This window comes from Exiguobacterium sp. 8H (genome assembly GCF_902506255.1).
Lineage (GTDB): Bacteria > Bacillota > Bacilli > Exiguobacteriales > Exiguobacteriaceae > Exiguobacterium > Exiguobacterium profundum.
This window is the reverse complement of the sequence record NZ_LR733429.1, coordinates 65,842-83,943: the sequence shown is the minus strand read 5'-3', so window position 1 is coordinate 83,943 and position 18,102 is coordinate 65,842. Positions and strand designations below refer to the sequence as shown.

Sequence of the window (18,102 nt, the reverse complement as noted above, 5' to 3'; positions counted from 1 at the left end):
TCATGTAGTTATCGATACTACATGATATGATAAGGAGTGTTTTACATGCATTCGATTTTCCGTGAACCCATCAACGCACTGACGCATCTTGCCGGTGCAGTACTGGCTTTCATCGCCCTCATCGCGATGGTCGTTAAAGCTTCGTTACTCGGCTCGCCACTTGCGATTATGGCCGCGATTCTATTCGGGATCAGCCTTGTTTTTCTTTACTTATCGTCAGGTCTTTACCATAGCATCATCGCCTCACCGAACGTCATCGCTTTCTTCCGGAGAATCGACCATGCGATGATTTACGCGTTGATTGCGGGTACATACGCACCGCTTACGTTACTCGCGCTCGAAGGACCGACGCGGTGGGTCCTCTTCGGTACCGTACACGCACTCGCCTTGTTCGGCATTATTTTTAAACTCGTCTGGTTCCATGCCCCTCGTTTCTTGTCGACCGCGCTCTATATCGGGATGGGATGGTTGTCAGTTTTCTTTATCGGACCACTCCATGACGTGATCGGCAACGCCGGCATCTTCTGGCTCGTCCTCGGGGGCGTCATGTATACGATTGGCGGACTCATTTATGGGTTCAAACCCAAATTCGTCAACTGGCGAGGATGGGGTTTCCATGAAGTGTTCCATCTGTTCATCTTGTTCGGAAGCTTCGCCCACTTCGTCTGTGTGTTTTGGTACGTCTTTTAAGTCCTCCTCGTGGAGGGCTTTTTTTCATGAGCCGTTTCCTGTACTTTGAATTCAAGATTTCCTACACTAAGGACAGGAGGGATTCATCATGAAAATTGAAGTATGGTCAGATTATGTCTGCCCGTTTTGTTATATCGGTAAGCGTCGTCTAGAAGAGGCGCTCGAACAGTTCCCACAGGCAGACCAAGTGGAAGTCGAATTCAAGAGTTTCGAACTCGACCCAAACGCCCCGACGAATGATTCACGTACCATCTATGAGGCACTCGCAACGAAATATCGGATGCCGATTGAACAGGCAAAAGGAACGACAGCACAAGTCGCCGCTCAGGCCCGCGAAGTCGGACTCGACTATGATTTTGAGAACATGGTCGTGACGGGTACGCTCGACTCGCATCGTTTGACGCATTACGCGAAGACGGTCGGGAAAGAAAAAGAATTGTCGGAAGCGTTGCTTCAGGCGTATTTTGTCGACGCGAAACACATCGGGAACCACGATGTGCTCCTTGAAATCGCGACAAGCGTCGGACTCGATTCTGACGCGGTTCGTGACGTCTTGACGACTGACGTGTATACGGAAGAGGTACGTGCAGAAGAGAAGCGCGCGAGCGACCTCGGCATCACGGGTGTGCCGTTCTTCGTATTCGACAACAAGTACGGGGTGTCCGGTGCTCAGCCGACAGAAGCGTTCACGCAAGTGCTCGAAAAAGTCTGGTCTGAGAACAATCCGACAATCCAAGTCCTTTCGAACGGTGCGACGTGCACTGACGACAACTGTGATATTTGATTGATGAAGAAGCCGATGTTCGGCTTCTTTTTTGTGGCTAAATGAATCATTCTCAAGCATAATTATTATCAACAGATAAGAATCGAGGAATACATCTATGTGGAAAAATCGGAACGTCTGGATCATCTTGACGGGCGAATTCGTCGCCGGTCTTGGTCTATGGCTCGGCATCATCGGGAACTTGGAATTTATGCAAGACCGTGTCCCCTCTGACTTTGTGAAGGCGGTCATTCTCGCCATCGGTTTACTTGCCGGGGTCGCCATCGGTCCGCTCGCGGGTCGCTTGACCGACCAAGGTTCTAAGAAAAAAATCATGCTCATCTCGAGCATCGTCCGGGCGCTCAGCGTGATCTTCATGTTCGTCGCCATCGAGACGAATTCGGTCGTGTGGATGGTCATCTTCTTGATTATCTTACAGGGATCGGCCGCTTTTTATTTCCCTGCCCTCCAGGCAGCGATTCCGCTCATCGTGAAAGAACGGGAACTTCTTGCCTTGAACGGCGTTCATATGAATGTGTCTACCTTGTCGCGTGTCATCGGGACGGCGATTGCAGGTGTCCTTTTGACACTGATCTCGCTCCGTAACGTCTACGCGCTCTCGCTCGTCGCCTACCTGTTGCTAGCGGTCGCGACGCTCTTCTTGAAACTCGATGAGACGAAAACGCCCTCGGCGAAAAAGGTCGATGCGAAAGCGTCGAGCGGTTTCAAAGACGTCTTCCCAATCATCAAATCGATTCCAGTCATCTTCATGACACTCGTCATGACGCTCATCCCGCTCCTCTTCATCGGAGGATTCAACTTGCTCGTCATCAACATCAGTGAGTTGCAAGATTCGACGGCGATTAAAGGATGGATTTATACGGCAGAGGGACTCGCCTTCATGACAGGTGCCTTTATGATTAAACGGATCGGAGAAAAATTCTCGGCGTTCTCGATTTTATTCTCGTTCTCGTTTTTAATCGGTGTCGCCCAACTGATGCTCTATTTTGCGGACATCCCGTTCATGTCCATTGCTGCGTTCGTTCTCTTCGGCTTCTCGGTCGGATGTTTCTTCCCGACGGCGGTCACGATTTTCCAGACACGGATGCCAAAAGAATATCACGGTCGTTTCTTCTCGTTCCGAAACATGCTCGACCGGATTATCTTCCAAGTCGTCCTTCTCGTGACAGGATTCTTCCTCGATTTGATTGGACTTCAGCTCATGGTCGTCTTGTTTGGAATTAGTTCGATTGCGATGACCGGCGCATTTCTTGTATACACGAGAAAGCATCAATTGCATATCGAGGAAGATTCCACAGAGAAGATGTCTTCCTAACAAAAAAACAAGCGGTGACCGAGGTCATCGCTTGTTTGCGTCTTCGAGCTCTCGCCACCACGTCGTCGTATCATTCCGACCGTCGAGCGTGATTCTCTCCCCGATTTTTGGAGTGAGGACGACTTCTTTTGGTAAGAGAGATGCCATCTGTTCTGCCGGGTCGAACCAATCATGAAACGAGAGCGTGAAAGCCCCCCAATGAATCGGCATCATCTGATCGGCACGTAGATCACGAAACGCTTGCGCGGTCTCTTCCGGCTGCATATGGACGTCTGGCCAGCGCACATCATATTGCCCGCATTCGAGTGCAGCGAAATCAAACGGTCCGTACTGTTCGCCAATCATCTTGAAATGCGGAGCATATCCACTGTCCCCACTGAAGAAGAGCCGATCCGTCTCACCGAGGACGACCCACGACGCCCACAGCGTGCTGTTGCGGTCCGTCAACGAGCGACCGGAGAAGTGACGCGCCGGCGTACAGATGAATGTCCACGACCCGAACGCATGCGACTCGCCCCAATCCCGTTCTACGATTCGTTCTGCCCCGATACCCCATCGTTTCAAATGGCTTCCGACACCGAGCGGAACGATGAACATGGCGACCTTGTCTTGGATGGCAAGGATTGTCCCATAATCGAGATGGTCGTAATGATCATGCGTCAATAAGACGACATCGATTTCAGGCAAATCTTCGAGTTCAAACGGCAAGTCTTCACTGAAGCGCTCATTTTTGGCGAATGGGAGTGGGGACGGGCTGCGTCCAAACATTGGATCGACAAGCATCGTCTTCCCGTCCATTTGTACCATGAGAGCCGAATGTCCGAGCCAATAGACTCTTGTGAAGCTCGACCCCGTCTTCTCCTCGAAATCGATCGGCACGATCGGAAGACGTTCGGTAGGTTTACGCAATGACGTCACATCACGATAGTCACGCGCCATCGACACCATGTCCTGCGCAGAAAAGGTCATCGGCGTCTCATATTGATTACGAAACTTTCCGTTGACCCGGTTCGGAGATTGAAGCGATTTAGGCTTTCGTCCGAGCGGTTTGTACTGTGTCAGAATCGTTCCGGTGACAGCCGCCATTCCGACCAATGAGAGCAACATCATCTTTTTCATGTAAATCCTCTTTTCTAATAGTTCGTTGAATTGATTATAGCGCGCCTTCTCCGTTTCTATACGAGAAAGTATGTCGATTCGCCTATCTTTCAAAAAATGGCGTGGTCTTCATTGAGCATTCTGGTTATTCCATTATAGCAGGTCTCTTAAACCAAAAAGACCTGCCCACCCGTGTTTGGTGGAGCAGGTCTTCAGTTAAGACTTTTGTAAGATTTTAATGTCATTGATGATGTCTTCGGTCGGAACGTTTTGGAACCCGGGATAAGCCTTCATAATCTTACCTTCCTGGTCGACCAAATAGAAATACGTGCCGTGGTCGACTTGTGTGCCTTCGTCAGGCTTCCGAACGAGCGCCTTAAAGTTCTGTTGAGCAAATGTTTCAATTTCGTCTTGCGAATAGCCTGAGAGGAACTGCCAATCTGCTTTCGCAAGGTCATAGCCACTCATAAACTCCTTCATTTTCTCCGGAGTATCCACCGTCGGGTCGACGCTGAACGAAACGAACTGCACGTCTTCGACGCCTTCTTTTTCAAGCGCTTCATTCAGTTTCGTCATATTATATGTCATCGGTGGACAGACTGTCTCACAGCTTGTGAAAACAAAATCCGCCATCCACACTTTCCCTTTTAAATCGTCAAGACTGACCATTTCTTCATCTTGATTCGTATATTCGAACGATTCGACTTCCCAGTTGAGCGGGTCCTCAATCTCTTGACCACATCCTGCTAGGACGATGAGCATCGTCGTCAAACCAATCATCCACCATTTCTTCACACGTGCCAACTCCTTATCGCTTTTTGACGTTCCACATGAGGATTGTGATGAGCGTGAAAGCCGTCAATGCGAGGAACGGGATCGTGATGAACCCGAGCCAGTTAATGTATTGACCGCTACACGGAACTCCTTGTGCACAAGGTTGAATTTCTGCAAAACCTGGCACTTTCTGTACCAAGTAATGGTAAAGTGATACGAAACCGCCTATGATAGTAAGCGGTAACACATATTTCCGAACCGCCCGATCGTCCGTGAAGACGGCAATTCCCAAGAGGATGGTCAGCGGATACATAAAGATACGTTGAATCCAACATAGCTCACATGGCACGAACTCCCGAATCTCACTGAAGTAGAGACTGCCGAGCATCGCCATCAACGAGACGAGCCAAGCGAGGTATAACCCATACTTTTCGAGAAATGATTTCATCTTACAAATCCTGCTCGATCAGCTCTTGGATTTTTTCGTAATCGAACGGGTCTTCGAGCATCACGCCGTTGATCATGATGGACGGGGTGAATTGAACACCGTTCTCTTTTACAAGACCGTCATCCGTACTGACTTTTTCAAGTACGGTCGATTCTTCCCCAAGGTCTTGCTCAAACTTCGCCAAGTCGACCGATGTCGTCTCGCCTGCGATTTCTTTCAGCTTCTCGACGGTCACCCACGCATTGTCGTGTTGTTGTGATTCCGGTTGCGCATCGTAGAGCGCCTTATGGAACTTCCAGAACGACTCAGGGTCTTGCTCGTATACCGACTCGGAAGCGAGGGATGCCAAGATCGATTCTTGTCCGTGGAACAAGACGTTAATATAGCTGAAGCTGACGTCTTCCTTGTCGAGATAATCCGCTTTCAGTTGCGGGTAAATCGTTTCACCCCACTGTTTACACGAAGGACACTTGTAATCTCCGAACTCGACGACCGATACTTTTGCGTCCGGGTTTCCGAGTGTCGGTTGTCCTTCAATCGAGACGTGATCGCCACGCTCAGCTGTCGTCGACTCATCTTGGTTGAGTAAGACGAACACCAATGCGATTAATGCGACCGCGACGATGGTCAAGATGACCAACAATTGATTCTTTTTCATTCTCTTCACCTCTATCTATTTTCGACTCGTCTTTCATTATAGCGGAAGCTCTTCTTCCTATCATGATATCGACTCGTTTTTCATAATTCTCTTTAATTCAAGCTTTAGGAGGTTTATTTACGCATGATCAAGTCTTTTACGATGCGCCTCGGACTCATTTTGGCGCTCAGCATTGCCACGCTCGTCTTTTTACTGACGATCGCACTCACTTCCCTCATCAGTCACCGGGCATCTGACGCGCTCGAGAAAGAAATCGGGGAACGCCTCTCGACGACATCACATCAATTGGCGGACAAACTCGATTTTTATATGTGGTCACGCTATCAAGAAGTCCAACTCTTACAAGGCCTCGATTTAGAAGACCGAGACGAGACACGTCGACTCCTCGACCAAGTCCAATCAAACATCCCCGCCTTCTCTTGGATGGGCGTCACGGATGCGGACGGGACCGTCGTCGCTTCGACGAACGGGATTCTCGAAGGGGCATCGATTGCGGAACGACCGGTTTATCTTGAAGCACAAGATGCTCCCTTTATCGGAGATGTCCACGAGGCAGTTCTCTTAGCTGAATTATTGCCGAATCCGACGGGAGAACCGCTCCAATTCGTCGATATCAGTGTCCCGCTTTTCCAGGACGGCTCGTTTCAAGGGGTACTTGCCACTCATTTAAGCTGGGCCTGGGGGAAAGAAGTACTCGAACATTTCAATCGAACGCTTCATGAACAAGTCGATGATACGGATTTATTCGTCATCAGTGAACGAGACAGTGTCGTGCTCCTCGGTCCAGACGACATGGTCGGAAAACCACTCCCTGTATCCTTTACAGAAGGCGCCTCCGTGAAAGAGTGGGATGACGGTCAAGACTATCTGACAGGCATGTCAATCGGAGAAGGATATGATGAATATCCTGGACTTGGTTGGCAGGTCGTCGTCCGTCAGCCGACGGCAGTCGCGTTTGCACCAGTCGAGACACTTGAAACGAGAATTCTATGGATTGGTTTATTGGCCTCACTTGTGACGGCTGTACTCGGTTGGCTACTCGCTTCGATCGTGACGAGACCGTTGAAGCGAATCACCGAAACGGCTTCGCTCATGGAACAAGGGAAAGCGAACACGTTCCCCCATCAATCAGGAATCGAAGAGATTGAGTCGCTCGCGTTCGCGCTCGAATCGCTCGTCACCTCCCTGACAGAGTCTGAATCGGAGCGGGTACACTTTGAAAAACTAGCAAACCGTGACGCACTGACCGGTCTTTCAAACCGGGTCGCCCTACGTGAACAGCTGAATCAACTACACACCTCGCAAGAACCGTACGTCTTCTTTTATCTCGATCTCGACGGCTTCAAGGCGGTGAATGATACATATGGTCATGCGGTCGGGGACGAGGTATTGGTCGAGGTCGCACACCGGTTACGGGCGCTCCCCATCGAGGAGGTTTACCCCGTCCGATTGAGCGGAGATGAGTTCTTCCTCATGTTCCCAAGGACTGAGCGCTCGACCCAACAGGTTCGGGAGGTCGGAAGCACACTCATCGAGATGATTTCTGAGCCGATTACGCTAGACATCGTATCGGTAAAAGTCGGGGCTAGTATCGGGGCGTCCATTTGGAGTCCACCGGAACCACCGCACATCGCTATCGAACAAGCGGACGAAGCGTTATATCGGTCAAAAGCGAACGGGAAACACCAACTTTCCTTCCATGAGTCGCTCTCATGACATCGTTTCCCCATGCAAAAAGGAGTTCATGATGAACTCCTTTTGCTTATTCTTCCGTTTCCGTATCCACGACTTTCTTCTGCACGTGTCGCCAGTCCGTTCAAGAATCCAATGACAGCATACATTTCCTCTAACAATACGTCCTGTTCTTTATCGATTTCATCGAAGATAGCTTGTTCCCATCGTTCAATGATTCCGCAGAGTTGAAGATAGTTATCGTTTTTGATTTTATTCTTGTCGCGCAACAACTCCAAATAGTCACGAACCTCTTTCAGATTTTCATGTGTCATCGAGATGGCACCCGCTTTTTCTGTCGCCAAGACTTTTTGATGGGTGATCAGATGCATCGCATCGACGCGATTGTCTTTTCTCGTTGATTTCCATCATAAATATTTACTCAACAAAAAAACCTATAATAAGATTTTTTCTAAAACCTGACATAAAAAAGCACTCGCCCCTAAATAGGAGCGAGTACTTCCTGTTCTTACGCTTCGAACAACAATTGTTCTGGATCTTCAATCATGTCTTTGATGTGCTTGAGGAATGTCACAGCCTCACGACCATCTACGATTCGGTGATCATACGAGAGTGCCACGTACATCATCGGACGGTTCTCCATTGTATCCGCATCGATGGCGACTGGACGGAGTTGAATCGAGTGCATCCCAAGGATAGCGACTTGCGGTCCGTTCAAGATTGGTGTTGAGAGGAGTGAACCGAACACGCCACCGTTTGTGATCGTGAACGTACCACCTGTCAAATCACTCAACCCGAGCTTGTTGTTACGCGCTTTGTCCGCGAGGTGAAGGATATCTTTCTCGATTTCCCCGAAGTTTTTGCGGTCCGCTTCACGGACGACCGGAACGACGAGACCATCTGGAGCCGAGACGGCAATCCCGATATCATAATATTTCTTCAAGACGATTTCGTTGCCTTGGATTTCAGCGTTCAAGTAAGGCATCCGCTTGAGAGCTGCCACTGCTGCTTTCGTGAAGAACGACATGAAGCCGAGTTTGACATCGTTGTCTTTCACGAACTTCTCTTGGCGACGTTTACGAAGTGCCATGACCGCCGACATATCGATTTCGTTGAACGTTGTGAGCATCGCTGCCGTCTGTTGCACTTCGACGAGGCGGTTCGCAATCGTTTGACGACGACGTGTCATTTTGATGCGCTCTTCTTCTTTCCCATTCGCTGCCGGTTGTGGTGCCGGAGTGGCAGCCGCTGGTTTCTGCTCTTTCACGGCTGGTTTGTCTTCATGTTTTGAAACGTCATGGACGTTGATGCGACCGATTGGATCGTTCGTTTGGACAGCTGAAAGGTCGATACCTTTCTCTCGAGCGAGCTTGCGTGCAGCAGGTGTCGCGATTGGTCCTTTACCCGGGCTCGCCACGTGCTCTTCACGTTTCTCGACTTTCTTGCCTTCTTCAATAGACTCTGTCTTTTTCTCAGTCGGTGCTTCTGTTTTCGTTTCTGTCGCGTTTTCCGTCTTCGTCTTCGTCGCGACAGCCGTTCCGCCACCAGAACCTGAACCGAGACGTGCGATGACTTCACCGACTTGAACCGTGTCCCCTTCTCCGGCAAGTTGTTCTTCTAACACACCCGCTTCGTCAGCTGGGACTTCGATATTGACCTTATCTGTCTCGAGCTCGACGATTGCTTCCCCTTTTTCGACTTGGTCGCCTGGCTGCTTGAGCCATGTCGCGACCGTTCCTTCCGTAATGGACTCTGCTAATTCCGGTACTTTGATTTCGATCACAATGAGTTCCCCCTTAACTTATTTACGATCTTTTTGATATGTGCTCGTGCCTGCACCGCTCGAGACGACGTCACGAGAGAGTGCTTCACGGATGATGCGTGCTTGTTCTTGTTTATGAGCTGTCGGATTCCCTTCAGCCGGACTCGAACGACGGCGACGGCCGATATAACGGACATCGAGTCGGTTCGTTGTGACCGCTTCTAAACGAGGCTCGATATATGTCCAAGCCCCCATGTTTTTCGGTTCTTCTTGAACCCAGACGATTTCACGCGCGTTCGGATAACGACTGATGACATCACGAATCTCACGAACCGGGAACGGGTAAATTTCTTCGACACGGACGATATGCAAGAAGTCGAGTGACTCTTCTGACTTGCCGACCGCTTCCGCGAGATCGATCGCCATTTTCCCTGTGCAGAAAACAAGACGTTCGACTTTCTCTGTGTTCTCCCCGAGACCTGGCTGTTCGACGATTGGTTTAAAGCTCTCTTCCGTAAACGCCTCGACTGGTGACGTGGCGAGCGGGTGACGAAGCAGACTCTTCGGTGTCATGATGATCATCGGACGAATCTCTTCTTTCCCGAGCATCTCTGCTTGACGACGGAGAATATGGAAGTATTGTGCCGCAGACGAAAGGTTTGCGACTGTCCAGTTTTTCTCCCCGGCAAGTGTCAAGTAGCGTTCCATACGTGCACTTGAGTGCTCCGGCCCTTGTCCTTCGTAACCGTGCGGCAAGAGCATGACGAGGCCTGATTTTTGACCCCACTTCGCGCGTCCCGCCGAGATGAACTGGTCGAACATGACTTGCGCCGAGTTCGCGAAGTCACCGTATTGTGCTTCCCATAGGACGAGTGTATCTTGTGCGAATACGTTATAGCCATATTCAAATCCTAGCACCGAACCTTCTGAGAGCGGGCTGTTATAGACCGAGAATGATGCTTTCGCCGTCGACAACTCATGGAGTGGCGAGAATTTTTTACCTGATTCGACATCGTTCAACATGATGTTCCGTTGGGCAAACGTTCCACGCTCTGAATCTTGACCGCTCAAGCGGACCGGCGTACCATCTGAAAGAATCGACGCGAAGGCGAGCGTTTCCGCATGACCCCAGTCAATTTTCCCACCTTCGCTGAACGCGTCACGGCGACGGTCGAGCACTTTTTGAAGCTTATGGAAGACACCAAAGCCTTCCGGCCAGTTCAGTAACTCTTCGTTCAATTGCGTGAGGAATTCCCGTTCGACGCTCGTGTCGACTTTCGGGAATCCTTTATGGACCGCATCCGGTAATACGATATCTGCATCTTCTTCTTCAGAAGGAACGAGATCACGTGCTGCCTTCAAGGCCTGTTCGATTTTTTGTTCAATTTGCGCTTTCTCATCTTTCGTCATGATGCCTTCTTCCTCAAGTCGTGCGGCATAGACGTGACGGACAGACTGGTGTCCTTTGATGGCTTTGTAAAGGACCGGGTTCGTGTTCATCGGTTCGTCCATTTCATTGTGACCGTAACGACGGTACCCGATCAAGTCGACCAAGATATCTTTATGGAACTTGGCACGATACTCACTGATCAACTTCGCGACGGCAACACATGCCTCCGGATCATCCGCATTCACATGGAAGACCGGAATCTCGTAGCCTTTGGCGATATCACTTGCGTAACGCGTCGACCGTGAATCGTTCGGGTCCGTTGTGAAACCGATTGTGTTGTTGGCGATGACGTGAACCGTCCCACCTGTACGGTAACCCGTCAAGTTCGTCATGTTGAGTGTCTCCGCGACGATACCTTGTCCTGGGAAGGCCGCGTCTCCGTGGATCAAGATTGAGGCTGCCAAATCGTCGTGCTGTACAGCCGATCCTTTTTCAGAACGGTCATCTTGTGCGGCACGCGTGTATCCTTCGACGACCGACCCGACGAACTCGAGGTGACTCGGGTTGTTCGCCAAGTTGAGACGGACTTCTTTTTGCTGTTCGACCACTTTCCGGTCAAGACCGAGGTGATATTTCACATCACCTGACCAACCGAAGTTGATGCCGATTGACCCTTCAGATGGAATCAATTCTTTGTTCGGTGCGTGCTGGAACTCCGCAAAAATCATTTCGTATGGTTTGCCGAGAACATGGGCAAGTACGTTCAAACGTCCACGGTGGGCCATCCCGATGTTGATATGTTCCGAACCGCTCGAAATGAGGCCTCCGACCATCGCATCGAGAAGTGGCACCATCGCATCCAATCCTTCGATCGAGAAGCGTTTTTGTCCGACGTATGTTTTATGAAGGAATGATTCAAACAGTTCTGTTTCAGCCAAACGTTTGAATAACTCAATTTTTTCTTCTTTCGAGAAGGTTTGCTGTAACGCCCCTTGCTCGACTTGACGGCGAATCCACTTCTTCTCTTCCATGTCATCTAAGTGACGGAGTTCGATGGCGACCGTTCCTGTATAAACGTCAAGCAAGTGACGGAATAGTTCCAAGGCGCTCGCGTTTGGTTTTGGTGCATCGTCTGATAATAGGCGGGCTGGAATTTGTTTTAAGTCTTCTTCTGTCAAATCATAGCGTGACAGTTCGAATAACTCCTGCTCGCGCGGGTGATCTTTTAGTGGATAAATATCAGCTGCTTTATGACCGAAAGCACGGATGTCGTTGATGAGCCGTGTCGCCGAGACGACCTTCTCTAAATCAAACGATGGACCCGAGACCGGCACTTCTGTCGGTGACGACGTTTCCGGTGCCCCAAATTCGTCAAAATATCGACGCGTTTCTTCATCGACCGATGATGGGTCTTCCAAATATTGTTCGTACAGTTCAATGATGTAGCCTAAGTTAGGACCATAAAATGCTTGCGATTTCTCGTGAACATTCGACGACTCTCCCATTGAATAAATCCCCCTTATCCATTCCTAAACGTCCAATCTGTGAACGCTTTCATTTTAACATGTAGCCCGAAGCAGTTCACCTTTCTCCTACCCTGGTGAACAAAACCAAATCTTGCCTCTTACGCTCAACTTCATACTACACCTTTCGTCGCAGAAAGACCCTTACAAATTCACAATTCGTCCATACTATTTCAATAAGTTTTGCTTATCGATAAATTGTGTCTTGATGTATTTGTTTCAACAATTTCAAAAAAAGATGAAACCTTATTTCAAACAGCCCCGTAATAGGGAGTGTAGGCATTACACTATTACTCTTAACAGAAAGCTAGGTGACCACATGTTATCCGTACAAAATGTCCATAAAAAGATGGGAAAAGCAACGGTATTGACAAATGTCAGCTTTGACGTCGTTCCAGGAGAAATTTTCGGATTCCTCGGACCGAACGGCGCCGGGAAGACGACAACTATTCGAATCATCACAGGCCTCATGCCTGCGACGCACGGGACCGTGACAGTCGATGGGTATGACGTGGCGAACAACCGCCAAGAAGCGCTCAGCCGAATCGGGGCCATCGTCGAGAATCCTGCATTCTATCCGTACATGACGGGCCGGGAAAACTTGATTCATGCGATGAACTTGATTCCGAACTTGAAAAAAGTCGACTTGAATGCACTCGGTGCCCTCGTCGGACTCGACGGAAAGCTCGATATGAAAGTCAAACAGTACTCACTCGGGATGAAACAGCGCCTCGGGATTGCCCGTGCCTTGTTGCATAACCCAAAAGTGCTCATCTTAGATGAGCCGACGAACGGTCTTGACCCAGCTGGGATCGCCGACCTTCGGAATTACTTACGCCACCTTGCGGACCACCGCGGAATCGCCATCCTTATCTCGAGCCATTTATTGAGCGAGATGGAATTGATCACCGACCGTTTCGCAATCATTGACCAAGGACAAATCAAGTCAGTGGAAGACGGACAGACGAAGGCTGACAGCGTCATCCTCTGTAAAGTTGCCAAGGAGCAGATGAACGAGGCACTTGACGTCGCAGCACTCGCCTTCGATGATGTGAAAATCGTCCAGCAGTCTGCCGAGTCGTTTATCGTACCGCGTCAAGAGACAGACATTCCGGTCTTACTGAAACAATTAATCGAGCGCGATATCGCCGTCTATCAGATTGGTATGAAACACGAGTCGCTCGAAGAACAATTCTTGAAATTGACGAAAAAAGAAGGAGGTACGAACAATGCGTTCATTACTCAGCAATGAATGGATGAAATGGCGTCGTACGATTAAACCATACGTCGCCCTAGGCGTGTATACGGCAATCATCCTCATCGTATACGCTGTATTGGCCAGTGGTGAAGGGACACCAGAAGCGGCATCGTTCTTTGAATTTTCAACGATGGGTGCCATCGCTTTCTTGAGTATCTTTACGATTGTCTTTACGGCAGAGATGGTCGGGAACGAATTGAAATTTGATACGTTGAAACACCTGTTGATGAGCCCGTACTCTCGCGACCGCATCTTATTGTCGAAGCTCGTCATGGCCGTCCTCGTCATGTTGCTTCAATTCATTTTCATCTTAGTCGTCGCGTTCGGGTTCTCACTCACGTTAGATGGCTCTGTCACATGGGATGTCGTCCGTCCGATCCTCATCAGTGTGAGCGGACCGATCTTCATCATCTTCTTGACGCTCATGTTCTCGGTCGTCTTCAAGTCGGTCGGCGTCGTCATCGGTTTCACGGTACTCGCAAACTTCGCCTCAAGTATCATCGGCGGTCTTCTCGTTGCTTGGAAACCTGAGCTTGCGAAATGGATTGTCTTCTTGCATACAGACCTTTCAATCTATGACGTCAACCCAGAGTTTATGAAAGCGATGGACGCTACGATGGGCTTCTCGATTTTCTATGTCGCCCTTCATATCATCGCCTTCTATCTCATCACGGCATTTATGTTCCGCAGTAAAACGTTCGCGGAATAAGCATACTTCAAATGAAAAAGTGGTACCTCTTTGCTATAGGAGTTTTATAGTAAGGAGGTATTTCTATGTCTAAGACGGCATTACTCATTATTGATTTGTTCAATGATTTTGATTTTGAAGGTGGCGACATGCTACGTAAACATACGGAAGCGATTGTTGAACCGATTCTCGAGCTTAAAAAGCATTTTAAAGAGTTGGACTTGCCCGTCATTTATTGTAATGATAACTTCGGACAATGGAAAGATAGCACGGAAGACATCATTGAGTATGTAAAAGCTTCTAAGGGTGAACATATTGCCTCGCAAATCGAACCGGAAGATGAAGAGTATTTTATTATAAAGCCAAGGCACTCCACTTTCTTTGGAACTCAGTTAGATATTTTACTTCGTCAGTTAAACGTGACGAAATTGATTTTAACCGGAGTCGCGACGGATATTTGTATCCTCTTTTCTGCCAATGATGCATATATGCGTGACTATGATATATATGTACCTCGTGATTGTGTGGCGGCAGAAACATCCAAACGTCACGAAAGTGCCTTGACGATTATCGATGAAGCACTGGGAATTGAAATATCTCCTGTGTCTGAATATATGAGTCACATTCAAAAGTGATTTATAGTAATCAGCGTGGTCACAAAATCCCAACATTTAGAACGTTTTCAAGCTCTTCTTTTAACTAAATCAGGCGAGAATTCTCCCTCCTCTAAGCTTCTCGGGGCGTAGCCCAGCGTAGGTGGGAGATGAATCGCCCGGTCCAAAAGTCTTCTCTCCCTATGACATAATTACGAACGAAAGTTCGTGATTATGTCATATTCTCCCTCCCCCTCCACGGGTATCGGATGAGGAGGACACATCACGATCTTCGGAAGGGAGGAGGGACGGACATGCTGAAAGGCTATAAATATAGGCTTCACCCGACGCCGGCACAGGAAGAGTTCCTCATCAAGACGATCGGCTGCGCACGGTTCATCTACAACAAGCTGCTCGAGGACCGCATCGCCATCCGCGAGGAGGCGAAAGCGGGGGACGGGACGAGACGGAAACCGGCGACACCCGCCTCTTACAAGCGCCTGTTCCCGTTCCTCGCCGAGGCGGACAGCCTCGCGCTCGCGAACGCGAAGCTGAACCTCGACACCGCGTTCGCGAAGTTCTTCGCCGGGACGGGCGGCTTCCCGTTGTTCAAATCGAGACGGCGGTCGCGCGCCTCCTACACGACGAACAACCAGCACGGCACGATCCGCATCGAGAACGGCAAGGTGAGACTGCCTAAAATCGGCTTCGTGAAGTTCGAACAACATCGCCCGTTCGAGGGAATCATTAAGTCGGCGACGGTCTCGATGACGAGGACGGGCAAGTTCTTCATCTCCATCCTCGTCAATCAAGATGAGGAAAAGTGGATCCCAGCCGAGAACAAGGTCGGAATCGATCTCGGCCTAAAACACTTCGCCGTCATGACGAACGACGCGATGGTCTCGGAGAAGATTGACAACCCCCGACTCATCCGGAAGTCCGAAGCGAAGGTCAAGAAGGCGCAGCGCGCTTTGTCACGCAAGAAGATCGGGAGTAAGAATCGTGAAAAAGCCAAGTTACTTTTGGCCAAGAAACACGAAAAGATCGCGAACCAACGCAAGGACTTCCTTCACAAGCTGTCGAGACGGATCGTTGACGAGAACCAAGTCATCGTCGTGGAGACATTGAAGTCGAAGGACATGATGAAGAATCACAAGGTAGCGAAGTCCATCGGGGATGTCAGTTGGTACGAGTTCGTCCGACAGTTGGAATACAAATGCAAGTTCTACGGACGGACGCTCATCAAGGCAGACCCCTGGTTCGCATCGACGCAGATCTGTTCTTCTTGTGGCGTCAAAGGCGAGAAGAAGACGATGGATGTTCGTGAATGGACGTGTACTCATTGCGGTGTTCATCATGATCGAGACATCAACGCGAGCATCAATCTGTTGATGTTGGCAAACTAAAACGAATTCCTTCAGGGTGGGAACCCCCCGACGAGCTTGGTAAATAATCGTGGCTAATAAAAGTACGATCTTCCCAAGAAGCTCCCCCTTCAATTTGCGAAGCAAATAAGTGGCGAGTAGTTCACGCTATTCTTAAGTTATAACGGTCAGTAAAGGGTGTGATGTTTTTGTACCTAACAATCGGATTAGCCTTGCTCGTCTGTTTAATTGCAATGATTTTCACTATTATGGTCGGGCTCGGGAAAGACCGCTCCACGTACAACCAAAAGAAGAGCTGGTCGATGGTTTCTTGGCTCTACATCATCTTGCTCCCTGTCTCGTTTATCGGGCTCGGACTTCTCTACTATTTCATTACGAAGTAACGTAAAAAATCACGACGCCAGAAAATAGGCGTCGTGATTTTTTCATGCGATTAAGTCGCTCCAAATTTTGATGGTACTCGCTAAGATGAGTAGCGCTAAAATCCATTGGAGTGCTTTCGTATTCATATTCTTCCCGACATTCGCCCCGATTGGAGCGGCAATCAGGCTCGCGATAATCATAATGATGGCCGGACCCCAGACAATTTGATCGGTGATGATTTTACCGAACGTCGAGCCAATCGACGAGATGAAGGTGATGGCGAGGGAACTCGCAATCGCCATCTTCGTCGGGATGCGTAAGACGACAAGCATGATCGGCATGAGAATGAAGGCTCCCGCTGCCCCGACGATTCCTGCCGCAATTCCCACGACGAATGCTGAACTTGCCGCAATCACTTTGTTGAACTGCACTTGATCAAGTGGCATGTCGTCTACTTGCGGCTTCGGCAAGAACATCATGATTGTCGCAATCGTTGCGAGTACGGCATATACGACATTGATCATCGTCTCCGATAAAATCGTCGACCCGTACCCTCCAATGAAGCTTCCGATTAAGACCGACACACCCATATAGAGGATTAACTGTTTGTTTAAATATCCACCTTTACGATAGGCATAAATCCCACCGATTGTTGCAAAGAACACTTGAATGGCGCTAATTCCTGAAACCTCATGTGCGCTAAAAGCAGCAAATCCTAAAAGCGGTGGGATGTACAACAACATCGGATATTTGATAATCGACCCGCCAATTCCGACCATCCCTGAAATGAACGACCCGATAAATCCAATTAGAAAGATTGTAATGATAAACCCGAACTCCATATTGACTCCTCCATTTGTTTTCGTCTTCTCTACTTATTCAATCGATTCCCAAGCCATCATCCCGCCTGATACGTCATAGATTTCCGTATAGCCGGCATCCTGTAATTGACTAGCCGCCTGGGCACTTCGGTTACCGCTCCGACAGATCACATAGATTGGTTCGTCTTTCGGATACGGCAGATGGTTTGCATCTAATGAAGAAAGTGGTGCATTCACCGACCCTTCAATATGCCCCCCATCGTATTCCGATACTTCGCGTACATCAAGAAGCGTTATTTCCTTGTTTTCCAATTTGTTTTGTAGAGTTTCGACGTCAACTTTCGTAATTTCATCCTTTCCTGATGTGATTACAAAGATAAAAATTGCGATAACAGCCAAAGTTCCGACAAATAAGGAAATCCTCTTCATATTTTCCCCTCCAATTCTTTTCACTTGCGCTCATTATACCTTAGGGGGTATATTAAAGCCAACGAAACATTCTCGTTGCCAAAAACCTTAACCATGAAAAGGAGATCAAAGACTCATGAAGACGATTACGACTACTGAATTAGAAGCGTTACTTCAAGCTGACGACTCACTCAACCTCATCGATGTACGAGAGGTGGATGAATATGCTGGAGGTCACATCAAACAAGCGAAAAACGTACCACTTTCTGAATTCGGGGCAAAAGTCGATGAGCTCGATCGCTCTAAACCGATTCACGTCATTTGCGCAGCCGGTGGACGCAGCATGAACGCATCTGCTTATCTTGACTCACTCGGATTCGACGTCACGAACGTCGACGGTGGGATGATGAGCTGGCAAGGCGAAGTCGAATAAACGATTACTTTACTCATAG

General features: G+C 49.0%; 19 protein-coding genes. 10 read left to right on the top strand and 9 right to left on the bottom strand.

The features are described from left to right. The first annotated feature begins 45 nt into the window (after positions 1-45). The 3 genes from GVY43_RS00385 to GVY43_RS00375 all read left to right on the top strand — a co-directional run bounded on the left by GVY43_RS00385 (position 46) and on the right by GVY43_RS00375 (position 2,789). Positions 46-690, top strand: coding sequence for a hemolysin III family protein (locus GVY43_RS00385; protein ID WP_031421292.1), 645 nt, complete (start codon positions 46-48; stop codon positions 688-690). A gap of 88 nt (positions 691-778) precedes the next feature. Then, positions 779-1,474 carry a DsbA family oxidoreductase gene (locus tag GVY43_RS00380; protein ID WP_159561924.1) on the top strand — a complete coding sequence of 232 codons (696 nt, stop codon included), beginning with the start codon at positions 779-781 and terminating at the stop codon, positions 1,472-1,474. A gap of 97 nt (positions 1,475-1,571) precedes the next feature. Further along, positions 1,572-2,789: an MFS transporter gene (locus GVY43_RS00375; protein WP_159561923.1), complete on the top strand. Its 1,218-nt coding sequence runs from the start codon at positions 1,572-1,574 to the stop codon at positions 2,787-2,789. Positions 2,790-2,813: 24 nt separating this feature from the next. Here GVY43_RS00375 and GVY43_RS00370 read toward each other — a convergent pair whose 3' ends face one another. From GVY43_RS00370 to GVY43_RS00355, 4 genes are all read right to left on the bottom strand, one after another. Beyond that, on the bottom strand, positions 2,814-3,908 hold the full coding sequence (locus tag GVY43_RS00370) for an MBL fold metallo-hydrolase (RefSeq protein WP_159561922.1): 1,095 nt from the start codon (positions 3,906-3,908) through the stop codon (positions 2,814-2,816). Between the two features lie 195 nt (positions 3,909-4,103). Further along, entirely contained in the window at positions 4,104-4,667 is a 564-nt protein-coding gene (locus GVY43_RS00365; RefSeq protein WP_159563620.1) for an SCO family protein, read from the bottom strand. A 28-nt stretch (positions 4,668-4,695) separates the two neighbouring features. After that, positions 4,696-5,109: a disulfide oxidoreductase gene (locus GVY43_RS00360; protein WP_159561921.1), complete on the bottom strand. Its 414-nt coding sequence runs from the start codon at positions 5,107-5,109 to the stop codon at positions 4,696-4,698. Between the two features lies 1 nt (position 5,110). Beyond that, entirely contained in the window at positions 5,111-5,767 is a 657-nt protein-coding gene (locus GVY43_RS00355) for a DsbA family protein (protein WP_074037614.1), read from the bottom strand. A gap of 123 nt (positions 5,768-5,890) precedes the next feature. Here GVY43_RS00355 and GVY43_RS00350 point away from each other — a divergent pair, with 123 nt between their 5' ends. Further along, entirely contained in the window at positions 5,891-7,483 is a 1,593-nt protein-coding gene (locus GVY43_RS00350) for a diguanylate cyclase domain-containing protein (RefSeq protein ID WP_159561920.1), read from the top strand. A gap of 26 nt (positions 7,484-7,509) precedes the next feature. Here GVY43_RS00350 and GVY43_RS00345 read toward each other — a convergent pair whose 3' ends face one another. From GVY43_RS00345 to GVY43_RS00335, 3 genes are all read right to left on the bottom strand, one after another. Next, the gene (locus GVY43_RS00345) at positions 7,510-7,830 is read right to left on the bottom strand and encodes a DUF6241 domain-containing protein (protein WP_159561919.1); all 321 of its coding nucleotides are present in this window, start codon (positions 7,828-7,830) and stop codon (positions 7,510-7,512) included. 137 nt (positions 7,831-7,967) lie between these two features. Then, positions 7,968-9,242 (bottom strand): 2-oxoglutarate dehydrogenase complex dihydrolipoyllysine-residue succinyltransferase, encoded by a 1,275-nt coding sequence (odhB, locus tag GVY43_RS00340; protein ID WP_159561918.1) that lies wholly within the window; start codon positions 9,240-9,242, stop codon positions 7,968-7,970. A gap of 18 nt (positions 9,243-9,260) precedes the next feature. Then, entirely contained in the window at positions 9,261-12,116 is a 2,856-nt protein-coding gene (locus GVY43_RS00335; protein WP_159561917.1) for a 2-oxoglutarate dehydrogenase E1 component, read from the bottom strand. 337 nt (positions 12,117-12,453) lie between these two features. Between GVY43_RS00335 and GVY43_RS00330 the strand changes: the two genes are divergently transcribed. The 5 genes from GVY43_RS00330 to GVY43_RS00310 all read left to right on the top strand — a co-directional run bounded on the left by GVY43_RS00330 (position 12,454) and on the right by GVY43_RS00310 (position 16,441). Further along, a complete protein-coding gene (locus GVY43_RS00330; RefSeq protein ID WP_074037619.1) occupies positions 12,454-13,386 on the top strand; it encodes an ABC transporter ATP-binding protein in 933 nt (310 codons plus the stop codon). Beyond that, a complete protein-coding gene (locus tag GVY43_RS00325; protein ID WP_031421269.1) occupies positions 13,364-14,101 on the top strand; it encodes an ABC transporter permease in 738 nt (245 codons plus the stop codon). Before GVY43_RS00330 ends, GVY43_RS00325 begins: the two co-directional genes overlap by 23 nt. Before the next feature lie 65 nt (positions 14,102-14,166). Further along, entirely contained in the window at positions 14,167-14,715 is a 549-nt protein-coding gene (locus GVY43_RS00320; RefSeq protein WP_015881013.1) for a cysteine hydrolase family protein, read from the top strand. 272 nt (positions 14,716-14,987) lie between these two features. After that, positions 14,988-16,079 carry an IS200/IS605 family element RNA-guided endonuclease TnpB gene (gene tnpB, locus GVY43_RS00315; RefSeq protein ID WP_159561916.1) on the top strand — a complete coding sequence of 364 codons (1,092 nt, stop codon included), beginning with the start codon at positions 14,988-14,990 and terminating at the stop codon, positions 16,077-16,079. A 161-nt stretch (positions 16,080-16,240) separates the two neighbouring features. Next, entirely contained in the window at positions 16,241-16,441 is a 201-nt protein-coding gene (locus GVY43_RS00310; protein ID WP_159561915.1) for a hypothetical protein, read from the top strand. 42 nt (positions 16,442-16,483) lie between these two features. On the opposite strand, the gene GVY43_RS00305 is transcribed toward GVY43_RS00310, so the two are convergent. After that, entirely contained in the window at positions 16,484-17,263 is a 780-nt protein-coding gene (locus GVY43_RS00305; protein WP_159561914.1) for a sulfite exporter TauE/SafE family protein, read from the bottom strand. A gap of 33 nt (positions 17,264-17,296) precedes the next feature. After that, positions 17,297-17,671 (bottom strand): rhodanese-like domain-containing protein, encoded by a 375-nt coding sequence (locus GVY43_RS00300; protein WP_159561913.1) that lies wholly within the window; start codon positions 17,669-17,671, stop codon positions 17,297-17,299. Positions 17,672-17,786: 115 nt separating this feature from the next. Between GVY43_RS00300 and GVY43_RS00295 the strand changes: the two genes are divergently transcribed. Continuing rightward, positions 17,787-18,083, top strand: coding sequence for a rhodanese-like domain-containing protein (locus GVY43_RS00295; protein WP_015881009.1), 297 nt, complete (start codon positions 17,787-17,789; stop codon positions 18,081-18,083). Positions 18,084-18,102 lie beyond the last annotated feature (19 nt).

What these genes read in the sequence shown, in the direction of transcription:
- GVY43_RS00385 (WP_031421292.1), top strand. Translation starts at nt 46, where the DNA reads ATGCATTCGATTTTCCGTGAACCCATCAACGCACTGACGCATCTTGCC.
- GVY43_RS00380 (WP_159561924.1), top strand. Translation starts at nt 779, where the DNA reads ATGAAAATTGAAGTATGGTCAGATTATGTCTGCCCGTTTTGTTATATC.
- GVY43_RS00375 (WP_159561923.1), top strand. Translation starts at nt 1,572, where the DNA reads ATGTGGAAAAATCGGAACGTCTGGATCATCTTGACGGGCGAATTCGTC.
- GVY43_RS00370 (WP_159561922.1), bottom strand. Translation starts at nt 3,908, where the DNA reads ATGAAAAAGATGATGTTGCTCTCATTGGTCGGAATGGCGGCTGTCACC.
- GVY43_RS00365 (WP_159563620.1), bottom strand. Translation starts at nt 4,667, where the DNA reads ATGATTGGTTTGACGACGATGCTCATCGTCCTAGCAGGATGTGGTCAA.
- GVY43_RS00360 (WP_159561921.1), bottom strand. Translation starts at nt 5,109, where the DNA reads ATGAAATCATTTCTCGAAAAGTATGGGTTATACCTCGCTTGGCTCGTC.
- GVY43_RS00355 (WP_074037614.1), bottom strand. Translation starts at nt 5,767, where the DNA reads ATGAAAAAGAATCAATTGTTGGTCATCTTGACCATCGTCGCGGTCGCA.
- GVY43_RS00350 (WP_159561920.1), top strand. Translation starts at nt 5,891, where the DNA reads ATGATCAAGTCTTTTACGATGCGCCTCGGACTCATTTTGGCGCTCAGC.
- GVY43_RS00345 (WP_159561919.1), bottom strand. Translation starts at nt 7,830, where the DNA reads ATGCATCTGATCACCCATCAAAAAGTCTTGGCGACAGAAAAAGCGGGT.
- GVY43_RS00335 (WP_159561917.1), bottom strand. Translation starts at nt 12,116, where the DNA reads ATGGGAGAGTCGTCGAATGTTCACGAGAAATCGCAAGCATTTTATGGT.
- GVY43_RS00330 (WP_074037619.1), top strand. Translation starts at nt 12,454, where the DNA reads ATGTTATCCGTACAAAATGTCCATAAAAAGATGGGAAAAGCAACGGTA.
- GVY43_RS00325 (WP_031421269.1), top strand. Translation starts at nt 13,364, where the DNA reads ATGCGTTCATTACTCAGCAATGAATGGATGAAATGGCGTCGTACGATT.
- GVY43_RS00320 (WP_015881013.1), top strand. Translation starts at nt 14,167, where the DNA reads ATGTCTAAGACGGCATTACTCATTATTGATTTGTTCAATGATTTTGAT.
- tnpB (WP_159561916.1), top strand. Translation starts at nt 14,988, where the DNA reads ATGCTGAAAGGCTATAAATATAGGCTTCACCCGACGCCGGCACAGGAA.
- GVY43_RS00310 (WP_159561915.1), top strand. Translation starts at nt 16,241, where the DNA reads ATGTTTTTGTACCTAACAATCGGATTAGCCTTGCTCGTCTGTTTAATT.
- GVY43_RS00305 (WP_159561914.1), bottom strand. Translation starts at nt 17,263, where the DNA reads ATGGAGTTCGGGTTTATCATTACAATCTTTCTAATTGGATTTATCGGG.
- GVY43_RS00300 (WP_159561913.1), bottom strand. Translation starts at nt 17,671, where the DNA reads ATGAAGAGGATTTCCTTATTTGTCGGAACTTTGGCTGTTATCGCAATT.
- GVY43_RS00295 (WP_015881009.1), top strand. Translation starts at nt 17,787, where the DNA reads ATGAAGACGATTACGACTACTGAATTAGAAGCGTTACTTCAAGCTGAC.